The organism is Polaribacter sp. KT 15, assembly GCF_900143115.1.
GTDB classification, from domain to species: Bacteria; Bacteroidota; Bacteroidia; order Flavobacteriales; family Flavobacteriaceae; genus Polaribacter; species Polaribacter marinaquae.
In genome coordinates, this window is sequence record NZ_LT670850.1 from 3121859 (window position 1) to 3142716 (window position 20858).

Genomic DNA, 20858 nt, shown 5'->3' on the forward strand with positions numbered 1-20858 from the left:
CCCTACTCTTTCTCTACTTAATTTGTACTATTTATTTTCTATAATGCCATTTTATTTGCGCTAATTGCCCAACAATTTTAACAGAGTCTTTCATCGAAAGTTTAGAACCATCTGCATGAATCCATCTTTTTAAAGGTTGTTCACAAAGAATTTCTTTCGCTTTATCTAATCCAAAGTGTAATGTTATTCTTCTAAAAATTTCTACATCAAAAATCCATTGAGTAACAAACTTTTCACCAAAAGAGATGTCTATTACATCTTTATGAAATATTTTGGCACCACATTGTGTGTCTTTAAAGTCCATTTTCAGAATATTTCTAATTATATAGTTAATAGTTAAACTAATAATCTTTCTTGCAGATTCTTTTGTAATGTTTGCACCCATTCTACTAATTCTAGATCCGCTAACAATTTTGTAATTCGAGTTTTCTATAGTTTTAACCAAATCATCAAAATCTGATAAATCAGTAGACAAATCAGCGTCTAAAAAACCAATATAATCTAAATCTTCTTGTTTGGCCATATGTAACATACCTTGCCTTACAGCTTCTGCTTTACCTCCGTTTTTTTCACAATCGTAAACTGTTATAAAGTCTTCTCTACCTTTTCTAAGTTCATTTAAAACTTCTAGCGTTTTATCTGTACTACCATCATTTACAAAACATAAATGATACCCAGAATGCTTTTTTATATAGTCTGTAAATTCGGTACTAAAAAGTCTTTTTTCTTCATTATAACAAGGAATTACAACACCTACGCATCTTTCTTGAATAATTGTATTTTTAAAAGTCTTTTTAGGTCCTTTATTCTCTGGCACACCTATTAAATTCTTAGCTCTTAAACAAACTTCAGTTAAACTCAATGGCTTCTTCATATAATCGTTTGCACCAAGTTCAAAACCTTCTGTAATCATTTCATCATCTGTGTTACCAGAAAGAATCATTATTGGTGTTTTAGGCTTTTTAGAATTTCTAATGTGTTTTACAATTTCTAAACCAGATATTGTAGGCATATTTATATCTACAATTACTAAATCTGGTTGAAAAGAATTAAATAATTCGATTCCTTTACGACCATCAGTTTCTGTAATTATTTCATATCCTATTTCTTTAAGTCTGTTTTCTAAAGGAATTAGAACTAATTTCTGATCATCAATAGCAAGTATTTTCATAGTTGAGTTTATTTTGTAAAAACGATTACACAAATGTACTTTTGTTTTCTTTTGTTTTTTTTTTATTGATACTAAAGGTAAATATCTTTAGATGAATGGTTTGTTAGTAAAGTTAAATAAAAAAAAACTAACCTTAAAAATTTTTATATTTACATTATTATAAGTTATAAATAGTTAATGAAAGAGAAGTCTAATAAATATTTAATTACAGCAATATTACTTGCCATTGTTTTTCATGGCTCTTCTATATTTTTTACACTAGAAACAACTTATGATGCATTAATTCATTTGTTTTTTGCAGATCATTATGCAAATGGATGGTTTGAACCATGGAACTACAAATGGTATACAGGCTTTACGGTACAAAGTTATCCGCCATTAGTCCATCAAACAATTGGTGCTTTATCTTTAATTGGTGGTTTAAAGTTTGGGTTATTTACAGTTGCAATAATTGCAATCATTTTATTTGTAACGGGTTCTTATAGGTATTCCTTATTAATTACTTCTAATAGAACTGTTGCAGGTTACGCATCTGTTTTGGCTGTTTTTTCTTCTTCTTTTGTAGAAACACTGCATATTTTTGGCCAATTACCAAGTATAGTTGGTGTTTCGATATTAATGCATGCGTTGCCAGAAATTTATTTATGGTTAAAAACGGGTAAATATAAATTCTTTTTTACATCACTTTCATTAATTTCTGTAACGGTAACGTCACATCATGTTACTCCTATTTTTGGAATGCTATTTTTTATTTTTCCGTTGATTGGAACTGTAATTATGGATGTTGCTCGAGAAGAAGTAGATTCTTATAAAGAAGTTAAATTTTCGTTATTTATAAAAACGTTTTTTAAGCAGTTAAAAAAGAATATGGCTTTTGGGCTATCTGCATTATTTTTAATTGTTTTCTGTATTTTTCCATATTGGTTAAACTCGAAGAAGAATCCTATTACCCAAGTTCCTATTCCGCATGGTTCTAGAGATAGTTTTATAGAAGTTACATCTTCTGGTTTGGTGTTTTTTACAATTCCGTGGGGATTGTTATTATTTATTTTACCTTATATTTTTTATAGATATTATAGTAAAAGATACCTGTTTTTTGGTTTATCTTTTACAATGTTGGTAATTTTAGGTACTGGTGGAACAACACCAATACCTAAGATGATTTTAGGTGAAACTGCCTTTAATATTTTAACGTTAGATAGATTTACACTTTGGGGTTCTATAATGTCTATTCCCATTTTTGGAGAATTTATATATCGATTTGTAGAAGGAGATTTAAAAGAATTAATACAGCGAAAATTCGGTGCTGTTTACCATCGTTTAATTGGTGGTATTTTAGCATCTATGTATGTTGCTATTGTAATTTTCACAATGAGTTTAGGATATTTTAGACCTTCTCAACCCCAGAAAATTAAAATGCTACCAATTGTAAATTTTTTGAGCCAAGATTCTCATGACCATTGGCGCTATTTAACTTTAGGATTTGGCGATCAAATGGCTTGGTTAGCAGCACAAACAAATGCAATGAGTGTAGACGGAAATTATCATTCTGCAAGACGACTACCAGAGCTAACTACAAGACCAATAGAACGTTTAGAAAATTCAAAATTTAAAGGTGTTGCTGGTATTGGATCTTTGCAACAATTTTTAACAACACCAGAAAAATACAATTTAAAGTATATTTTTTCTAATGATAAATTTTACGATCCGGTTTTATTTTTCTGCGGATGGCAACGTTTATCTCAATTAGAAAACGGAATTATGGTTTGGGAAAAGTTAAATGTACCGCCAGTTTCATCAATTTTACCTAAAGAAGATGTGCCTGCTTGGGTAAAAATAATTTGGGGTACAATTCCGTTTTTAACAGTTCTAATTGCATTTATGTTTAATGTGCAGTCTTTATTTGTAAATAGTTTAAAAACAAGAGTAAAACCAAAACCAGCATATTTTAAATTTCAAAATAACTACACCAAATTTTCTAGTTTGGTATTAAAATCTTTACATATTTGGGCTGTTATTATGATTATTGTTATTTCATATGCATGTTACATGTTTTACATTAAAAATGATACCCAAAGGTCTCCAGAAAATGTTGTAAAAGCATATTACGATGCAATAGATTTTAAAGAATTAAATAAAAGTTATGGTTATATAGATCCGGAAGGAGATATGTCTAGAGCGCAATATCTTTTAGAAATTTCTGTAACAGATGGTCTGTTAAGTTCATATGCAAAATTAGACGCAATTACTGCCGATGTTATAAAAGAAACAGACAGTTTAGCCACTTTAAAGGTAGAAACAAAATGGATAACTCCATTAGAAAAATTATCAAAATTAGAATATAGAACAGCTGTTAAGAGAAAAGGAAAATGGTATATAAAAGCAACAAAAAAATCGATAGATTTACCACCAGATCAACTATATTCTAAAAATGTAACAGGTTATTTTAATCAAGGAAGAAGAAGAATAACAACAGAACAAACACATCATGAAGATGTTTTAAAACAACCTGTTTTAGAGATAGTTTCTGCAAAATTAATTAAGTTTAATAAGCGTTATTCTATAATTGGTGAAGTACAAAATATAGACAACGTACCTTCGGATGTGGTTTTAAAAGGAACACTTTATAACGACGATAATAAAGAGCTTGCAACTTATAATGCAAAACATATTTTAAAGCATAAATTGATGCCAAAAGAAATAAGTGCTTTCAGAATAAATTTTGAAGGAATTGCGTGGTCAAAAACAAAAGATTCTATTCCTAAAACATTTAATCCTGATGAATTTACACCAATAGAATTGAGTGAACAACCAACCAAATTTAATTTACAAGCAGCTGGTAATACGTCAAATTCAGATTTGTTTAAAGATATTGTACTAAGTGATGTCGAAATTTCTCAAAATAATATTAGCGGAACTTTATTTAATAGCGGAATTCAAGAAATTACAATTCCGCAATTAATAATTACTTTTTATAATGAAGATAAAGAGATGATTTGGGTTGATAATCTATTTTTAAAAGAAGGAATACGTCAAGAAAGAAAACTGCCTTTTAATTATCAAATACCAGAAAATCCTACAATAAAGACCATTAGCGACGATATGAGTTTTTGTTTTGTAAATGGTTTGCCAAATGAAGATATTGCTTTTAAAATAATACCTAAAAGAATTGAAAATCATACATTTGGAAAACTACAAAAAGTAGAACATTCTTTGTTTAGTTATGTAAGAATAGAATTGAATATGTATATCGGTAATCCTAAATAATGCAGAAAAAACAACATTTAATATTACTAATTATTTATTTTTTAACTCTTTGCGTAAATGCACAAGAAACAAATTCTGTAGGTAAAGTTTCTCTACTTACAACGCAAAAAGAGTTTCGTGTTTCTGATGAGATTTTTTTAGATTTTGGTGTAAAAGATTCATTAAATTTTAACCTTTATTGCTCTAATAGTTATGGTTCTTCGATGATTTATCCTGATAAAAATGATGGTAAAGTGACATTTAGAATCCCTAAATTTTTATCAAAAAAAAGAGGACTTTTAACATGGAAAACGATAGGTTTAGAAACTAATATTTCTGGTAGTTTATTTGTAAATTCTTTGCAACAGCCCAAAACCATAGAAACGTATTTAGGCCCACCAAGTATAGATGCTGGTGCAATAGATTACACAATGTTAGTTGTAATACCTACAGATAGTTTAGACAATCCTATAAAAGATAATAGTAAAGTTGATGTAAAAAATCAGTTCTTAAAATCAGAAAGGAGTGCTCCAATTTTTACAGATAAATTAATAGGTTACAAAAATATTTATTCTCCTTTAAAAAGTGGTAGAATGATTATTTCATCAGAATCTTACGGTTTAAATTCAAAAGAATTTGATGTAAATATTATGCCTGCAATTGCTACCAATTTTAAAATCTATGCAAAAAGGAATCATGAATATGCAGACGGAAATCAAATAACAACCTTTTATACATCAGTAATTAAAGACCGTCTTAATAATGTAATTATAGATGGAAGTTTTATAGAGTTTTACATTACAAATAAAAAAGGAAACATTTTAAAAACTACTGGTACAACAATAAATGGTGTAGCACATGCAAAAATTATTCATCCAGATTTTGAAGAAAATTGGAGCGTAAAAGCATATTCTATCGGTATTTCCGAAAGCAACGTTATAAATCTTAAGTTTAAGAAAGTAATAGATAATTATACTGTAGACTTTAATAATAACAATAGAACTATAAAAATTGGTCCTTTAGAGAGTTTTATGGGGCAAATTATACCAGACGGTTTAATTGTAAAACTGTTTATTTTTAAGGATAAAAAATTGATAGAAACTATATTTAGAGAATCTAAAGCTGGTTTTGCAGAATTTAATTTAAATCCGAATATTTTTGAGGACGGAATTTATGATTTCAAAACAAAAACTGCTGGTATAGAAAAAGAATTTAACGGTTTAAAAGTATGGTAAAAACTAATAGAAAAATAATTAGAGGCGTTTTAATGCTTACATATGTAATTATTATTGGTGTACTATTATTTTTAGTAAGTTCTTTATACAGCTTCTTAAATACCGGTGCAGACAGAAGTAAAATGTTGCATACAGAGGTTAAGAAAATAGATCAATATTTACCAAAAGTTACTTGGAAAGATGACGGAAATGAAGGTAGAAAAATTAGCGATCAGAAAGTAAAATCTGTAGAAAACGATTATTTAGATGCCTGGTATGTAAAACACATTGCATACAAAACAAACACAAGAGTTGGTATAGAAGATTATTTTACAGAAAGTGCAAGAACTAATATTTATAGCATTTTAGATTACAATAAGAAAAATAATATTACGGTAGAATCTACAACATTAAAGCATAATTTAGATATCGAATTTTTTAGTGAAGATGGGCAGTTATTGGTTTTAACAGATACAGATGCGTTAGAATATAAAAAAGTTTTTAAAGACAACGTGCTTATTTTAGAAACTACTGAGGTTAATACGTATAGATATATTTTATTACTAGAAGATGGTTTTTGGCGAATTAGACATATGGTTAAAGAAAACTCTAAACCATATCAACCAGAAATTACCACAGCAACATTGGCTTATAATGATATAAAAGGAATTAACTATTATCCGCAAGCAACACCTTGGGATATGTTTGGTGAAGATTATGATATTTCTATTATTGATAATGATTTTAAAATTATAGAAGATGCTGGTTTAAATACAATAAGAATTTTTGTTCAATATGAAGATTTTGGTAAAGCAAACGTAGATTACAACAAGATTTTAAAATTAAAAGAAGTATTGGATGTTGCTAAAAAGAATAATTTAAAAGTAGTTGTTACTTTGTTTGATTTTTATGGTAATTATGATGTGCTAGATTGGACTTTAAATCATAGACATGCTGAAAAAATTGTATCTGCAATTAAAGATCACGAAGCTTTATTAGCTTGGGATATAAAAAATGAACCAAACTTAGATTTTGATTCAAGAGGAAAAGAAAATGTTGTTGGTTGGTTAAATTTTATGATAGATTTAATTAAAGATATAGACAAAGTTCACCCTGTAACAGTTGGTTGGTCTAACACAGAAAGTGCTACAATATTAAAAGATAAACTAGATATTATTTCGTTTCACTATTACGAAGATAAAGAGAAGTTTGAAAGTGATTTCTTAACTTTAAAGCTTAATATACCTAACAAGCCAATTGTTTTGCAAGAATTTGGATTGTCTTCTTATAGCGGAATTTGGAGACCTTTTGCTAGCTCTGAAGAAAAACAAGCAAACTATTATGCAGAAATGCAAAAAGTCCTGACAAAGAATAATATTTCTTTTATGTCATGGACTTTATATGATTTTGATAATGTACCTAAAGAAGTTTTAGGACGCTTACCTTGGCGAACAAATCCGCAGAAAAAATTTGGTTTTATAAATAGTTTAGGAGAAAAGAAACTTTCGTTTAAACATATTACTAACTAAAATTATTTCTTTGATTCTATAATTTTCTCAAATTCTTCTAAGTAAATGTCTGTAATTCTTTCCATAGGAAATGCTGTTGCAGCTTTGTAGTTTGTTTCTCCTAATTCTTTTCTATACTCATCATCAGTTACAATTGCTTTAATAGCCTTTGCTAAACTTGGCACGCTTTCTGGTTCAAAAAACTCTCCTCTGTAACCTTCGTCAATGATCAAGGTTGCTAAATCACCTAAATTTGGCATTACCACTGCTCTACCATAACTTCCGGCTTGATGTAAAACACCAGAACTACCTGTTGTAGATGTATACGGAAAAACAACTACTGCACTTTCTGTAAATAAAGGTGCTACTTCTACTTCTTCTACATAACCAGTAAAAGTAAGTTGTGGTACATTTTGGTATTTCTTTTTAACACTATCTAAATAACCTGGTACATTTGGATTGTCTGTACCTGCAATAACAATTTCTAAATCTAAACCTGTTTGACTTCTTACAATTTCAACTGCCTCTATCATAGATTCTACTTTTTTGTAAGTTCCAAATTTACCAAAAGTCATTATTTTCATTGGTCCTTCAGGTAAATCTTGTGATGGATTTTCCGGAATTTCAAAAGTTCCGTGAGGAATCATTTTAACCGAATCTTTCTTATACTTATTTTTTAACGTTACTACATATTTATCCATAGTAACAGCCACTAAATCTGCTTTTAAGATTAATCTTGTTAACGATGTACCAATAAAATTATAAACTTTTTGAGCAATTTTATTAGAAGTAAAACCTGCACTTTCTAAATCTACTTGTTCTAAAATATTATGCAGTAAAACAATAGTAGGTATATTTTTTATTTTACAAACCCATGGTAAAGTTAGGCCAAGTGCAGCAGCAACTTTTTTATCGCCAAACTTCATAAACTGTAAATTATACAAAATTGCATCTGGTTTTGTTTGGTTTATAGCTTTTGTTACATTTAAAACATTTGTATAGCTATTAAATTTCCAACATTCTTTTACAGTTATTTTACAACCATCTTCTTCAAAGTCTAAATCCTTTTCATCATTAGTAACATCTGTTAAAAGAATTAATTCTGTAATTTTTTCTTTAAGTCTAAAGCTTTTTATCAAATGATATGCATATTCATTTAAAGTTACTTTACTTGGCGGATAAGCGGTTACAATTGCTAATTTCATATTCTTTCTTTTTAATAGTACAAATTTCTTTATTTTTTCTTTTAGTTTTTAACTAACTACGTTGAAATACAGTTATCTATAGATAATTGTAAAATTCGCTTAGATATTATTCTTTTGTGATCTCTTCAATTTTTTTTGACTTAACAGAATCTTTAAAAAAGAAAAAGCTTAACTGTACAAATAATAACAAAATCATTGCTATAATTTGTACATGAACAACCTGCTCTAAAGAATCATGAAAAAGTACAACCAAAACTATTTGTAACATTCCGAAAATACCAGATAAAACTACAGGTACATACTTGTCTAAAGATAAATAATAATATGCAAAGATGTTAGAAATCGCGAAAATACCAGTAGCAGATGCATATTTCCATAATAGATTAGAAATTGATAGGTATTCGCTTCCAAATAATATTTTTATAATTTCATCAGGAAAGAAAAAGCAACTTAAAACAATTGTTGCAGCAATTACAGCAATATAAGCTACATATTTTAAAAGTATTGGTAACGTATCTTTTCCTTCTTTTTTTAATTGTACAACAGTCGGTAAAAGTAACATTACAAACATCCATGCAATAAAGTATACTACTCTACCTATTAAAGCTAAAGAAGCATATAAACCAGCTTCATAAGATTCAAAATAATGTTTTACTAGTAAAATATCACTATTGTTTATAATAATCTGTGTAAGCTCATAAAATGCTGTAATGATAAAAAAGTTTTTTACTAATTTTTTATTGGCAGTATCTAAAACAAACTTTTTAGATAAAGAAAAATTGCTGGTTCTAAAAGGCAAAAGTCCGAAAATGAAAGAGAAAAATATACCAATTGCAATTATCAGAGAGGAATCAATATCTAATAAATATAATAAAGTAAAAGTTAACAACAGTCTACTAATCATTTCTGATTGATACGTAATAGACAATGACTTAAGTTCTTGTTTTCCTTGGAAAATACCTCTATTTACGCTCATTAAAAAATAAAAAGGAACGCCAATTCCGAAAATAACAAACATTGTAGAAGATGTAGTTCTAAAAAAGCTTTGTAATTGTAATGAAAAAACTACTATTAAAATTGCCAAAAAAATACCAGTAAGTAGCGCATTCTTATATATTTTAGAAATAAAACCGCTAAATACAGAATCTTCGAAAAGTACAGAGAACTTTGCCGTTACCAACTGAAAAGTCATGGCAACAAAAGATAGTACTAATAGAAAAGTGATTAAAATAGCTGCATCAGCAAATTTTTCTGGACCTAAAACTCTTCCTAAAACCAAGTTATATAAGTAATTACCACCATTTACTAGTAGTACACTTAACATAAACAATTGTTCTGGTTTTATACCTTTTTTAACAAATCTAATTAATGCTTGCATAGTTTGGGTTTCTTTTAAGCGATTTTCATTTCTTGAAAATAGTCATAAATTTCTTTACAACCATAGCCTTCTACAGAAAATAACATATTGTTTATATGAGACTTATCTAAAAAATTATAAATTGTTAGTAATCCTAATTTATCAATTTCTTTAATATTATTAATGTTAATAATTATTTGCTTAGATCTAATTTTATCAAAAAAAGAAATAAAATAAGGAACCGTTTCAGAATTAATTTTTCCTTTTAAATAAAATTTATTGTCTTTTTTTGAAATTTCTAATGGCATTATCTTTATTTTTATGTTAATAATGCTGTAAATATCTTTTAGTTCTATTAAAATGAGTAGATTTAATCGTTCAATTACAATTTTATGCCGTTTAAAAGAATATTCTTATTCTTTAAATTACAATCAAAATAAGTTAGATATGAAATATATTTTTACGACACTTTTTTGTGTATTCTTTTTTAGTTTAAATACTTTATGTCAAGACATGAAAGAAGGTTTTACCTATTTAGAAACCGGAAAATATAAAAAAGCAGAAGTTTTTTTTAATGAAGTTTTAAAAGATTATCCAACAAATAAAACTGCTAGATTATGTTATGGTCGTGCTGTAGGTTTAAATGGAAAATCAGCTAAAGCAGTTAGAATTTTTACCGATTTATTAAAAGATTATCCTGCCGATTTTGAAGTGAAATTAAATTATGCAGAATCATTATTATGGAGTAAAAATTATAAAGATGCAAAGATATATTATGAAAAATTATTGCAAGAAAATGATAAAAGTTTTGCTGCTTTATTAGGTTATGCAAATACACTGTCTAATTTAAAAGAATATGAAAATGCTCTTATTAATGTTGATAAAGCCTTGGCAGTTTCTCCTGGAAATAACAATGCATTAGTTTCAAAAAAGTATATGAGACTAGGCTTATCGAGTGCTAAAGTAAAAACCCAAGAATATAAAAAAGCAGAAGCTTTGTTAAAAGAAAATCTAGTTACTTTTAAAAATGACAAAGAAACTTTATTAAATCTAGCAAACTTATATTTAATTTCTAACCAAACAGATAAAGCGAAAGAAACTTATGAAATTATTGGAGAAAATCCTGAAGATTTATTAACTTCTTTAAACGGTATTGCGTTATCGTATCATTTAGCGGAAGATGATAAAACTGCGTTAAAAATTAGTGAGAAATCGTTAAATAGCATCAAAGAGAATACATCAAAAACATTAAAAAATCAGACAGTAGAAAGATATATTCAGGCATTAATTTGGAATAAAAAATATTCTGCAGCAGAAAATGAAATTCAAAAATTATTAGAAAATAATTCTACTCCAGAAAATTGGATATTATCACTTAGAGCAACTTTAAATATTTATAAAAGTGATTTTAAGAAAAGTATAGCCGATTATAATTCAATTTTACAAAAAGATAGCGCTTCTTTTGATGGAAACTTAGGAAAAGCAAATGCTTTAAAAGCTTCTGGATATTACAAAAAGGCTTATAAAAGTGCAGAAAACACTCTTACTTTTTATGACGATCAAAAAGATGCAAAAAACTTTATAAAGCAATTAGATTTAAGCTTTACGCCACATTTAGAAACAAAATATTCATATTCTTATGATAACGGAAACAACAAAGCCAATGCATTTGATTTTAAAACGGAAATTCCTTTTTCTACAAAATTCAAAATACTTGCAAATTACAATTACAGAACAACAAAAAATAATGTAACTGCAGTAGAAGCAACAACTAATAATGTGTTGTTTGGTGCATCTTATCAACTTTTAAATAATTTAACTTTAAAAGCTAATTTTGGTGCTACAAAATCAGAATCAGCACAAGAAAGTTACACACAATTATTAACAGATATTTCTTTAAATATAAAGCCTTTTAAACTACAAAACTTAGAGATCGGCTACAAAAGAGATATTCAGAATTTTAACGCTGCTTTATTAAATGATCAAATTGTACAAAATAATATTATTGCAAATTATAGTTTAAATACCAATTTTAATTTAGGTTGGTTTACTCAATATTATTACACTTGGCAGAGTGACGAAAATTCTAGAAATTTATTATTTACTTCTTTATATTATAATATTTTTTCAAAACCATCAGTAAAAGCAGGTGTAAATTATCAAAATATATCGTTTAAAGAAAAAAGAGGTAACTATTTTAGTCCAAGTAAATTTAATGCCGTAGAATTATTTATAAACTTGATAAAAGATGAAACCGCAGCAAAGAATAAGGAATGGTTTTATGGTCTAACGGCAGCAACTGGTTTGCAGTATATTGAAGATGATGATAGTTTAAGTACTTATAGAATCGACGCAAAATTAGGATACAAGTTTTCTGACCGCGCTTTGATAAATATTTATGGTTTACAAAGTAATATTGCTTCTGCAGTAGCAACAGCAGGTTCTACAGGGTTTACTTACACAGAATTTGGTTTAAGATTTAAATGGATTTTTCTAAAAAAACCGATTTATAAAAAGTAAAGGCAAAAGAACTAACTTTCACCTTTACTATTTCCCCACTATATGTTTTTAATTTCAGTTTATTAAAAATGTACCCGAAAAGGTTTTACCATTTTCGTCCTTTAATAAATATTTATATTGACCATTTTTTAAATTTGGCGCTTTATAAGTTGCTCGCAATAAAGTACTATCTGTATCTATTTTTTTAGTATCTACTACTCTACCTAAAGAATCATACACTTGTAAAATTATATATGAAGAACTAGAAGATAATACCATGGTTGTATTGCTAGAAAACGGATTAGGATAATTAAATGGTTTTGCGTTTGAGTTTTTTAACTGTTCTTCTTTATTTAAAACTGTAGTCGAAGTGAAAGACAAGTCATTAACTTCTATATCAAAAGGCACAAAGTTTGTATAATCTCCTATAACAGAAAAAACAATTGTTTTAATATTAGTAACTACAGCAGAATTACCATTGGCATCTTTAAAATCAGAAAAAGGAATACTAAAATTTCTTAATTCTGATGTTGCTGGTATCGAGTATCTTAATCTATTATCCCAAGTTCTATCATCTTCTTGCATTATTACAATTTCTACAGGTTTATTATTTATTGATGCAAAATTTACAAAACTATAGTTTTTTACGTCTAAAGTTTGATCTCCTGGTAAAAGATGTCTAAATAGATTTATGTTTCCTTTAACTTCTCCGGTTACAGATGCATTTCTATCAACTCTATGAGCTTTTTCTGAATTGCCTTTATTTTTAACGTTTATTTTAAAGTTATTGATAGTTGCATATTCATTCAAATAATCCAATCCCCAAGGACCATCGGCTAAATATAAAGCGTCTTTTTGAACAGAATTGTTAGTTTGCAAAGTAAAACCGATGTCAAATAAAATACCTGTTTCAATTTGTAATATTTCAGTGTAAGCACCAGATAAAGCAATAGTTTTAGATGTTTTTTTATGCTTGTAAATTTCTGTAGCAGCTATATTACTATCTAGAATAACAGCAGTTTCATTTGTTTTATTAATAATATTTAATTTTAATAGTCCGTTTGCATAAGAACCAGACTTCACAAATACATTGGGAATTATATCTTTGTTTTTTAAACTTTTTAAACCGTTTAGTTGGGTTTGTTTATCAATAATAAAATTAGCAATAAACTCTACTTGTAAATAAGAACTTCCCCATATTTGAAAATTCTGATAGTTTCCTGTAGGATATTGATCCCTATTCCAAAAACTAAATAATTCGTTTTCATTAGTATTTTCTCTTATAGAAAAATTCAAACTATATTCAATTTTTCCGTTAGCTCTTTTTATTTTAGAACAAATAATTTGATGCCCTCTTGTTTCCAAAATAGTAATATCTTCTAACGAATCATTATAAAATCTATCGTATGTTACTTTTGAATGATCATATATATTCGCTTTTGTTTTTGATGCTAATACAGAAGAAACCTTTTTATTATTTTTATAATAGTCTACAATAAATATTTCATTTGCGTTTGTAGAAGTTAATAAATCTGACGGCTGAGAAATATTTGTAGTTTCCGAATTAAAAACACCAGTTTTCGGTAAATAATTAACTACGGAAGTGGTATTTTTATCTAAAGATCCTTCATTAGAAATAAAATTGTCTAAACTAATTTTATTCTGTGCATTTACCGAGGTAATTGCCGTAGAAATTAATATTAGTAACAATTTTTTCATGATATAATTTTATACCACAAAAATAGTAATAAAGGTAAATTTGATGTGTTTTATTCGCTATGTACAACTAAACTATAGACAAATATCAGGTTAGTTTAGATAAAAGATTACAGTAAATCTAACCTTTTCATTAATTCGGGTCTTTTAGACCTGCTAACAGGTACCACATCTTTTTTAATTAAAACACTATTATCTTCAATGTCTATAATCTTTTTAATATTGATTATGTAAGATCTATGAATTTTAAGGAATAAAGAATCTGGTAATTTTTCTTCTATTTTCTTTAATGTAGAATGTACAGTATAATCTTTATTTTCAGTTTTAATTTTAATGTAATCTCCCTTTGCTTCTATTAAATAAATACTAGGTAAATCTATTTTAATTAATCTTCTATCAATATTTACATAAAAATCATTATCAATCTCATTATTAGAAGATTTTGGTTTGTTTTTTGACGTAGTTAATGAAGTAGTTAAAACCTTTTTATTAGCTTTATCTATCGATTTTTTAAAACGTTCTAACTCTAATGGTTTTAGTAAATAATCTATAATAAAATCATATTCAAAAGCTTCGATAGCAAATTGAGGATCTGAAGTTGTAAGTATTATTTTGGGAGGATTTTTAATGCTTTTGATAAAATCTAAACCATTAAAATCAGGCATATGAATATCTAAGAATATTAAATCTACAGCATTTTCATTTAAATATTTGATTGCTTGTAAGGCATTCGGAAAATCTTCTAGAACATTTAATTCTTTAACTTCATTGCATAAAGTTTTTAAAATGGTTCTAGCCATTTTTTCATCATCAATAATAATACAATTCATAAAAATTATAGAGTTTCTATATATTCAGAAATTGCTACAAGTATTTTTTCGAAGTCTTCTTGACCATTAAAATTTAATTCTCGAAGATTGTGTTCGAATTTATTAGCAATTTCGTAACTTTTCTCAAGTCCCAAAATACTAATTTTATGTTTAACTCGGTGCACATTTTCTTCAATTTTTTTGAACTCACCTATTTTTACACTTTCATAGTAGTCTTTTTGCTCTTCAGGAAACTCAGTTTTAATTACATCTATAAGCTCTTTCTTAATAGATTCATCTCCTCTTGCTAGTTGATTTATATAGTCTAAATTCGGTTTTTCCATATTTATTTCTTTAATGTAAAATAAAATGTAGTTTCTTTATCTTCAATAGATTCTATCCATATTTTACCGTTGTAAATATCTATAATTTTTTTTACAATTGGTAATCCTAATCCTGTAGAGTTGTTTTCATGATCTAATTTTTGAAATGTCTCAAAAACTTTATCAAAATAACGTTCTTTAATACCAAGTCCGTTATCTTTTACATGAAAATTAAAATAATTTTCATTTTCTTCAAAGCCAATTTTTATAATTTTTTCTTCTTTATCGTTATATTTTATTGCATTATCTAACAAATTATAGAATAATTTTTCTAATCTAAATTTGTCACCGTAAACTGTAGGTAAATTATTAGGAACGGTTATTTTAATTGAATCAGATATTTTTAGTTTACCAATCAACTTTTTTAGAATTTCATTTAAATCAACTTTATAAAATGCTCCTTCCATTCTTCTAATGGTAGAGTATTCTAAAATACCACGTACTAAATTATCCATTTTTAATACGTTTTCTCTTATAATTTTTAAATTTTCTATTCCGTATGGTTCTAATGCTTCTTTATAATCTTCTTGTAACCAAGTGGCCATTGTCTCTATACTTTGTAATGGAGATTTTAAATCATGCGATACCATTTGAGCATAATCATTCAACTCTTGATTTTGTAACTCTAAATCTTTTAATAGTGCGTCTTTTTGATTATTAATTCGTATAATTTCTTTAGTTTGATTATCAATAAAATCTACAAGCGTTAAAGAGTCTGTTGTTTCCTCTGGTCTATCTCCCAATAAATTATAAGATTGTAATTGATCTATTACACCTTCTAATTTATTGATAACTTTTTTTTGAGAATTAGTTTCTTCTTTTAATTTACTATTAACATCAAATAGTTCTTCTGAGCTAATTCTTGTAGCTCTTTGTAACATAACAAACTGCTCTTCGGATGTTTTGTATGATTTATTTATAGCATCTAAAAATGCATTTAAATCTTCACTTTCATGAAGTTCTTTAGGTAAGTATTTTCTGATTTGTCTTTTTAAAAGAGAGTTCATTATTCGCTAATTAAAGTAATAGTCATTGTTTGATTGTGCAATTGACAATTACTTTCACCAATAAAAGGAGCAATTTCTCCGTATGAATATAATCCGGTTACAGTAGTGGTTTCACCTACAATTTCTATAACTTCTTCAACCTCTTCTTCTACTCTTTGATCTAATACTAATTTTCTACCAATACAACTTACTAGAATAGCTAATTCTGGCTTGTTTTTTCTAACTTCAGAAGCACTGATAGCGGCTTTTTCTGCAGCATTTACAATATTATCTACATTGGTCATCATTAATTGAACTTTTGAATTTTCAATAATGTCACCTGCTAAAATCATTGAATTATCATCTTCATTAATATTAATAATAGTTCTTACGATAGAATTTTTTTCTTTTTCAGACTTAACATTTAAAGGATATAACAAGGCTGCACTTGGCAATTCTTTAGATTTATCACCCAAGTATTTTTTATAAAGATCTAGTGCTGGTAAATTATCTAACTCGTATAAAATATTTCCTTTAGATTTTGTTACTATTCTTTCAGGGCCAAAAGGTGTCCAACCACCATTAATAGAAAATGAAACTTCTAATGATTCGCCATATAAACCAATGGCTACTAATTCACCCTGTTTAGGGTTCTCATTATAAGAAGATACTGTTTTTTCAAACCTTGCATCATCACCACACAAAGCACCAGTAATTAAAAGATTATCATCTGTAGCGGCGTTCATACCAGTAGTAAATTGACTTCCATTTAAAAAACTACCTTCAGAAACAACAAAAATATACTTTAAATTCTCTGTGTTAAACTTACTAATTAAATCTTTACCAGCTTTAAAACTGTCGTAATGATCATCAATTTTGTTTTCATTTACATTGGCTGTTTTTATTTCAAAAGTACTTTTTTCAAATTCTATAGCTGTAATTGTAATTGTTTCTTCATCGATTGCATCAGAAGAAATATCACCACAAGAAGAACCAAATACAATATGTCCATCAGTAAACATTTCTTTAATTTCTTGGTAAATATTTTCATCTTCTAATAAAAATCTATTTCCAAAAACAAGCACTAATGGTTCTTTTAACTTAATGTTTTCTGTTAAAAATTTCCAATCAGAATTTTTAGTTTTTTTTAATTGTACTGTTTTCATTTTAGTTCTTTTTTAGCGTGAAGAAAAAAGTTGTACCTACATTTGGTTCACTTTCTAACCAAATGTCACCTTCGTGTAGGTCAATTATTTTTTTTACGATTGATAAACCTATTCCTGTAGAATCTTTCCTTTTATTTAAAGAGTGAAATACTTGAAAGATTTTTTCATGATATTTTTTCTCAATACCAATACCATTATCTTTTATAGAAAACTGGTGAAAAGTATTTTTATCTTGATATTCAATTTCAACTAAACCAACTTCTTTATCACAAAATTTTATTGCGTTACTTATAAAGTTTTGAAATAATTGTTGAAACTTCGTTTCGTCTCCTTTTACAATTGGTAATTTATTTATAATATTAATAGAAATATTTTCTGGTACAAATAATACCTTTATAAGATTATTAACAGTTGTATTTAAATTTACTTTGGATAATGAATTTGTGTTAGAGCCAGCACTAGAATATTCTAATACATTAGAAATTAAAGTTTCCATGGTTTCTAACGTATTGTCAATTAGATTAAAATTTTCTTGAGTTATTTCATCAAATTTACCTTCATTATCTGCTTTAATCCAAGAAACCAGAGCATCTATACTTCTTAAAGGAGATTTTAAATCATGAGAAACAATATGTGCATACTCATGCAGTTCTTCATTTCTTTTTTCTAATTCTTTAAGAATTTTTTCCTTTTGAATTTGTAGTTTTTTAAACTCTGTAATGTCTAAATTTATACCGATAGAACCTACAACTTCTCCTGATAAATTATAATTAGGAGCACCACTTACTAACCAATGTCTAACCTCACCAGATTTTGTTTTAACTTTTAGGTCATATGAGTCTGATTCTCCTTTATGTCTTTTCTTTCTTTGTTCTTTTAGCTTTTCTGTATCTAAATCAGTTAAAGGAAAATAAATATTACCTTTTTGTCCTATTAATTCTTCTTTTGAATAACCAGACATATCTACAAAACTTTGATTTACCATCAAAATTTCATTATCTGTGTTTAACTCTATTAAACCTAGATTCATGTTAGCAATTATATTACTATACTTTGCTTTTTGAGCTTCTAAGCTTAAACTATAATTTTTCTCTAAAGTTATATCTCTAAATGTCCATAGAAAACCATTTACATTTCCAGAAACGGTTATTGGCATATAATTTCTTTCTAAAACCGTACCATCTTTAAGCTCTAGATGATCACCAAAAACTGCTACTTTATTATTAACAATTTCTGTGATTCTATTTTCAAATTCGTCTGGTTTTTTAAAAAGTGTTTTTATTTCTTCTAAAGCCCAATTACTATCTTTGCCATATAAATCTTCTGGATTTTCTTCAATTCTAAATAACTGACAAAATTTATTATTAGTTAAAACAATTTTTCTATGTTCATCTTCTAAAATTATACCACTATTTAAATTTAAAACTAAAGCAGATAATCTGTTTTTAGATTCTAATAACTTTTCATCGGCAGCTTTTTGTTCTGTAATATCTCTTACAATACCTTGTGCGGCAATAGGGTGTTTATCTTTGTTATAAATTAAACTAGCGTTTATGTGAACCCATTTTACTTCTTTAGACTTTGTGCAAATTCGAGATTCATAGTTTTTAAAGTGTCCATCTGTTATTAAATCAAAAAAAGAAGAAATGGCATATCCCATGTCTTCTTTGTATACTAAATCTTTAACATTTAAATTTTCGTTTTCAATATCATAACCAAAAACATCAATGGCTGCTTCATTAAATTTTATAACTTTTCCGCTTAAATCCATTACAACAAAAGCATCTACTAAGTTTTCAAAAACACCTTCTAATTGAGAAGATTTTTCATCTAACAAAATTTCTAACTTGTTGTTAGTGTCTTTTAATTTATCCGACACAAAATATAAGTCTCTAGATTTGTCTTCTAGAATTTTTTCGGCAGCTTTTCTGGCAGCTTTTTCCCTTTTAAGTGCTCTTTCTAATATGTCAATTTTTTCTTGGCTCATTAATTTTTATTAATAAGAAATTTAACTTCCGTACCATCTTCTTTTATTTTTTCTAAAACAATATTTGCTGTAGAATTAAAGTGTTCGAAAGTTTTATTCATCAATCCAAGACCAAAATGATGCATAGCTCTACTAGATTTATAGATTAAGACTAAAGAATCTTCAGTTTTTTCTTCTACTATAAAAGTAGGGAGCTCTGCATCTGGGTAAATTTTTCTAACTTCTATATGAATATGATCTTCTATTGAAGAAATCATCTCGATTGGATCTTTGTAGGTTGCCAATAAACCAGGGTAACTATTTTCTATAACACTAAAAAAGTGTTCTGCATAAACTAATAATAAATTATCTATAGAGATATTTGTGTTTTCACTTAAGTGTTTTAGTAGTTGTAACATTTCAGAAAAACTATATGTACCTATGGATGTATAAACTCCTTCGGATTCTAATGTTGATTTAGAAATAATTTTATCAACCATTTCTATACCAAATTTTTCTTCAACTAAATCTAAGAATTCAGTAAAAACAATACCTTTCATAACTAATATTTTTTTAATTCATTAATGCTCCAATAATTTAATACAGTTTCTATTTTTTTAACGTAATCGTTATATTTTAAAGGTTTTAGCATGTATCCAGAAACCCCTATACTATAACATTCTTCTAAATCTTTTTGATTATCTGAAGTCGTTAAAATTACTGTAGGAATATGTTTAATTTCATCATTACCTTTTAGAATTGTAAGAAATTCTATTCCACTTAATTTTGGCATGTTTAAATCTAATAAAATTAAATCAGGAAATTGACTTTTATCTTCTAAAATTTCCAATGCCTCTTCTCCATTTTTTGCTACTGTAATATTATGCGTCAATTCTAATAATGAAATGGTTCTTTTCATTTTCATTATTTCTATTAAATTATCTTCTATTAACAGTACATTAATTTGCTTACCCATGATTAATTAATCTTATGTTTTAAACAAAAATAATCTAATAAAGAGTTGTTTATATGTATTGTAGCTTAAACAATTTTATCTGTAGATAAGATACAAATAAGTATAGATGAATGGTAATATATTTTTATTAAGCGATAATTTGCTCAAAATAATTGAAAATTTCGCCTTTTGATATGGTTGCTCCTTTTTCAATTAAATCAAATATTTCGCTATTTCTCTCTGTATTGTATGCTTTATCTCCAGTGAAAATATCTACAGAATTGTCTAAAGGATTTTTCATTAACCACTCAAAACCTTCTTGCTCTAGTAAATTAATGTCCCAATTTATTTTTATGGCAATTCTTTTAATTTGTTTTTCATCACATTTAAAAAGGTTTACAGCTGTTTTGGAATAATGTTCTACAAACTTCGTTTTTGTTAAAACATCATCCCATACAATATCAGAAAAAACATTCATTTCTTCTTCTGCAATTTTTGGTTTTTCTTCCTTAATTTGATTCCATTCTTTAACATCTATACTTTGCGAAGCTAAAAATCTAGCAAATTCTTCATGTAAACTTTCAAACTGTTCTTTGGTAAGCTGTCTATATTTCATAATATTATATATAAAAAAAACCGCCCATAATTGGGCGGTTCAAATATCTTAATTCTTAATT

The 20858-nt window shown here is 27.1% G+C and carries 17 protein-coding genes; 4 read left to right on the forward strand and 13 right to left on the reverse strand.

Features of this window, described 5'->3' with window-relative positions; translation table 11 throughout:
• Nucleotides 1-31: 31 nt before the first annotated feature.
• Nucleotides 32-1171: a response regulator gene (locus B5464_RS13865; protein WP_079738866.1), complete on the reverse strand. Its 1140-nt coding sequence runs from the start codon at nt 1169-1171 to the stop codon at nt 32-34.
• Nucleotides 1172-1348: 177 nt separating this feature from the next.
• Here B5464_RS13865 and B5464_RS13870 point away from each other — a divergent pair, with 177 nt between their 5' ends.
• From B5464_RS13870 to B5464_RS13880, 3 genes are read left to right on the forward strand one after another with little or no spacing between them, the layout of a single operon-like run.
• Entirely contained in the window at nt 1349-4438 is a 3090-nt protein-coding gene (locus B5464_RS13870) for a hypothetical protein (protein WP_079738867.1), read from the forward strand.
• On the forward strand, nt 4438-5652 hold the full coding sequence (locus B5464_RS13875; RefSeq protein WP_079738868.1) for a hypothetical protein: 1215 nt from the start codon (nt 4438-4440) through the stop codon (nt 5650-5652). Before B5464_RS13870 ends, B5464_RS13875 begins: the two co-directional genes overlap by 1 nt.
• A complete protein-coding gene (locus B5464_RS13880; RefSeq protein WP_079738869.1) occupies nt 5646-7160 on the forward strand; it encodes a cellulase family glycosylhydrolase in 1515 nt (504 codons plus the stop codon). Before B5464_RS13875 ends, B5464_RS13880 begins: the two co-directional genes overlap by 7 nt.
• A gap of 2 nt (nt 7161-7162) precedes the next feature.
• Here the strand turns inward: B5464_RS13880 and B5464_RS13885 are convergent, their stop codons facing one another.
• The 3 genes from B5464_RS13885 to B5464_RS13895 form a co-directional block, all read right to left on the reverse strand.
• The gene (locus B5464_RS13885) at nt 7163-8344 is read right to left on the reverse strand and encodes a glycosyltransferase (protein WP_079738870.1); all 1182 of its coding nucleotides are present in this window, start codon (nt 8342-8344) and stop codon (nt 7163-7165) included.
• 106 nt (nt 8345-8450) lie between these two features.
• Complete coding sequence (locus B5464_RS13890; protein WP_079738871.1) at nt 8451-9722, reverse strand: oligosaccharide flippase family protein; 1272 nt, start codon at nt 9720-9722, stop codon at nt 8451-8453.
• Between the two features lie 14 nt (nt 9723-9736).
• Nucleotides 9737-10009: a hypothetical protein gene (locus B5464_RS13895; protein ID WP_079738872.1), complete on the reverse strand. Its 273-nt coding sequence runs from the start codon at nt 10007-10009 to the stop codon at nt 9737-9739.
• 205 nt (nt 10010-10214) lie between these two features.
• Here B5464_RS13895 and B5464_RS13900 point away from each other — a divergent pair, with 205 nt between their 5' ends.
• Nucleotides 10215-12221 carry a tetratricopeptide repeat protein gene (locus B5464_RS13900; protein WP_231963677.1) on the forward strand — a complete coding sequence of 669 codons (2007 nt, stop codon included), beginning with the start codon at nt 10215-10217 and terminating at the stop codon, nt 12219-12221.
• Nucleotides 12222-12275: 54 nt separating this feature from the next.
• Here the strand turns inward: B5464_RS13900 and B5464_RS13905 are convergent, their stop codons facing one another.
• The 9 genes from B5464_RS13905 to B5464_RS13945 all read right to left on the reverse strand — a co-directional run bounded on the left by B5464_RS13905 (nt 12276) and on the right by B5464_RS13945 (nt 20797).
• On the reverse strand, nt 12276-13919 hold the full coding sequence (locus B5464_RS13905; RefSeq protein ID WP_079738873.1) for a T9SS type A sorting domain-containing protein: 1644 nt from the start codon (nt 13917-13919) through the stop codon (nt 12276-12278).
• Between the two features lie 107 nt (nt 13920-14026).
• Entirely contained in the window at nt 14027-14746 is a 720-nt protein-coding gene (locus tag B5464_RS13910) for a LytTR family DNA-binding domain-containing protein (RefSeq protein WP_079738874.1), read from the reverse strand.
• Between the two features lie 5 nt (nt 14747-14751).
• Nucleotides 14752-15069 carry a histidine kinase gene (locus B5464_RS13915; RefSeq protein ID WP_079738875.1) on the reverse strand — a complete coding sequence of 106 codons (318 nt, stop codon included), beginning with the start codon at nt 15067-15069 and terminating at the stop codon, nt 14752-14754.
• 2 nt (nt 15070-15071) lie between these two features.
• Nucleotides 15072-16115, reverse strand: a complete 1044-nt coding sequence (locus B5464_RS13920) for an ATP-binding protein (protein WP_079738876.1) — start codon at nt 16113-16115, stop codon at nt 15072-15074.
• Nucleotides 16115-17260, reverse strand: coding sequence for an FIST signal transduction protein (locus B5464_RS13925; RefSeq protein WP_079738877.1), 1146 nt, complete (start codon nt 17258-17260; stop codon nt 16115-16117). Before B5464_RS13925 ends, B5464_RS13920 begins: the two co-directional genes overlap by 1 nt.
• 1 nt (nt 17261) lies before the next feature.
• Entirely contained in the window at nt 17262-19247 is a 1986-nt protein-coding gene (locus B5464_RS13930) for a PAS domain-containing sensor histidine kinase (RefSeq protein ID WP_079738878.1), read from the reverse strand.
• Complete coding sequence (locus B5464_RS13935) at nt 19247-19786, reverse strand: heme NO-binding domain-containing protein (RefSeq protein WP_079738879.1); 540 nt, start codon at nt 19784-19786, stop codon at nt 19247-19249. The genes B5464_RS13930 and B5464_RS13935 overlap by 1 nt, the downstream gene beginning before the upstream one ends.
• A 2-nt stretch (nt 19787-19788) precedes the next feature.
• Entirely contained in the window at nt 19789-20202 is a 414-nt protein-coding gene (locus tag B5464_RS13940; protein WP_079738880.1) for a response regulator, read from the reverse strand.
• 127 nt (nt 20203-20329) lie between these two features.
• Nucleotides 20330-20797 carry a DUF6495 family protein gene (locus B5464_RS13945; protein ID WP_079738881.1) on the reverse strand — a complete coding sequence of 156 codons (468 nt, stop codon included), beginning with the start codon at nt 20795-20797 and terminating at the stop codon, nt 20330-20332.
• Nucleotides 20798-20858: the final 61 nt, after the last annotated feature.

What these genes read in the sequence shown, in the direction of transcription:
- B5464_RS13935 (WP_079738879.1), bottom strand. Translation starts at nt 19,786, where the DNA reads ATGAAAGGTATTGTTTTTACTGAATTCTTAGATTTAGTTGAAGAAAAA.
- B5464_RS13880 (WP_079738869.1), top strand. Translation starts at nt 5,646, where the DNA reads ATGGTAAAAACTAATAGAAAAATAATTAGAGGCGTTTTAATGCTTACA.
- B5464_RS13890 (WP_079738871.1), bottom strand. Translation starts at nt 9,722, where the DNA reads ATGCAAGCATTAATTAGATTTGTTAAAAAAGGTATAAAACCAGAACAA.
- B5464_RS13925 (WP_079738877.1), bottom strand. Translation starts at nt 17,260, where the DNA reads ATGAAAACAGTACAATTAAAAAAAACTAAAAATTCTGATTGGAAATTT.
- B5464_RS13905 (WP_079738873.1), bottom strand. Translation starts at nt 13,919, where the DNA reads ATGAAAAAATTGTTACTAATATTAATTTCTACGGCAATTACCTCGGTA.
- B5464_RS13870 (WP_079738867.1), top strand. Translation starts at nt 1,349, where the DNA reads ATGAAAGAGAAGTCTAATAAATATTTAATTACAGCAATATTACTTGCC.
- B5464_RS13885 (WP_079738870.1), bottom strand. Translation starts at nt 8,344, where the DNA reads ATGAAATTAGCAATTGTAACCGCTTATCCGCCAAGTAAAGTAACTTTA.
- B5464_RS13900 (WP_231963677.1), top strand. Translation starts at nt 10,215, where the DNA reads ATGAAAGAAGGTTTTACCTATTTAGAAACCGGAAAATATAAAAAAGCA.
- B5464_RS13875 (WP_079738868.1), top strand. Translation starts at nt 4,438, where the DNA reads ATGCAGAAAAAACAACATTTAATATTACTAATTATTTATTTTTTAACT.
- B5464_RS13940 (WP_079738880.1), bottom strand. Translation starts at nt 20,202, where the DNA reads ATGGGTAAGCAAATTAATGTACTGTTAATAGAAGATAATTTAATAGAA.
- B5464_RS13910 (WP_079738874.1), bottom strand. Translation starts at nt 14,746, where the DNA reads ATGAATTGTATTATTATTGATGATGAAAAAATGGCTAGAACCATTTTA.
- B5464_RS13915 (WP_079738875.1), bottom strand. Translation starts at nt 15,069, where the DNA reads ATGGAAAAACCGAATTTAGACTATATAAATCAACTAGCAAGAGGAGAT.
- B5464_RS13865 (WP_079738866.1), bottom strand. Translation starts at nt 1,171, where the DNA reads ATGAAAATACTTGCTATTGATGATCAGAAATTAGTTCTAATTCCTTTA.
- B5464_RS13930 (WP_079738878.1), bottom strand. Translation starts at nt 19,247, where the DNA reads ATGAGCCAAGAAAAAATTGACATATTAGAAAGAGCACTTAAAAGGGAA.
- B5464_RS13895 (WP_079738872.1), bottom strand. Translation starts at nt 10,009, where the DNA reads ATGCCATTAGAAATTTCAAAAAAAGACAATAAATTTTATTTAAAAGGA.
- B5464_RS13920 (WP_079738876.1), bottom strand. Translation starts at nt 16,115, where the DNA reads ATGAACTCTCTTTTAAAAAGACAAATCAGAAAATACTTACCTAAAGAA.
- B5464_RS13945 (WP_079738881.1), bottom strand. Translation starts at nt 20,797, where the DNA reads ATGAAATATAGACAGCTTACCAAAGAACAGTTTGAAAGTTTACATGAA.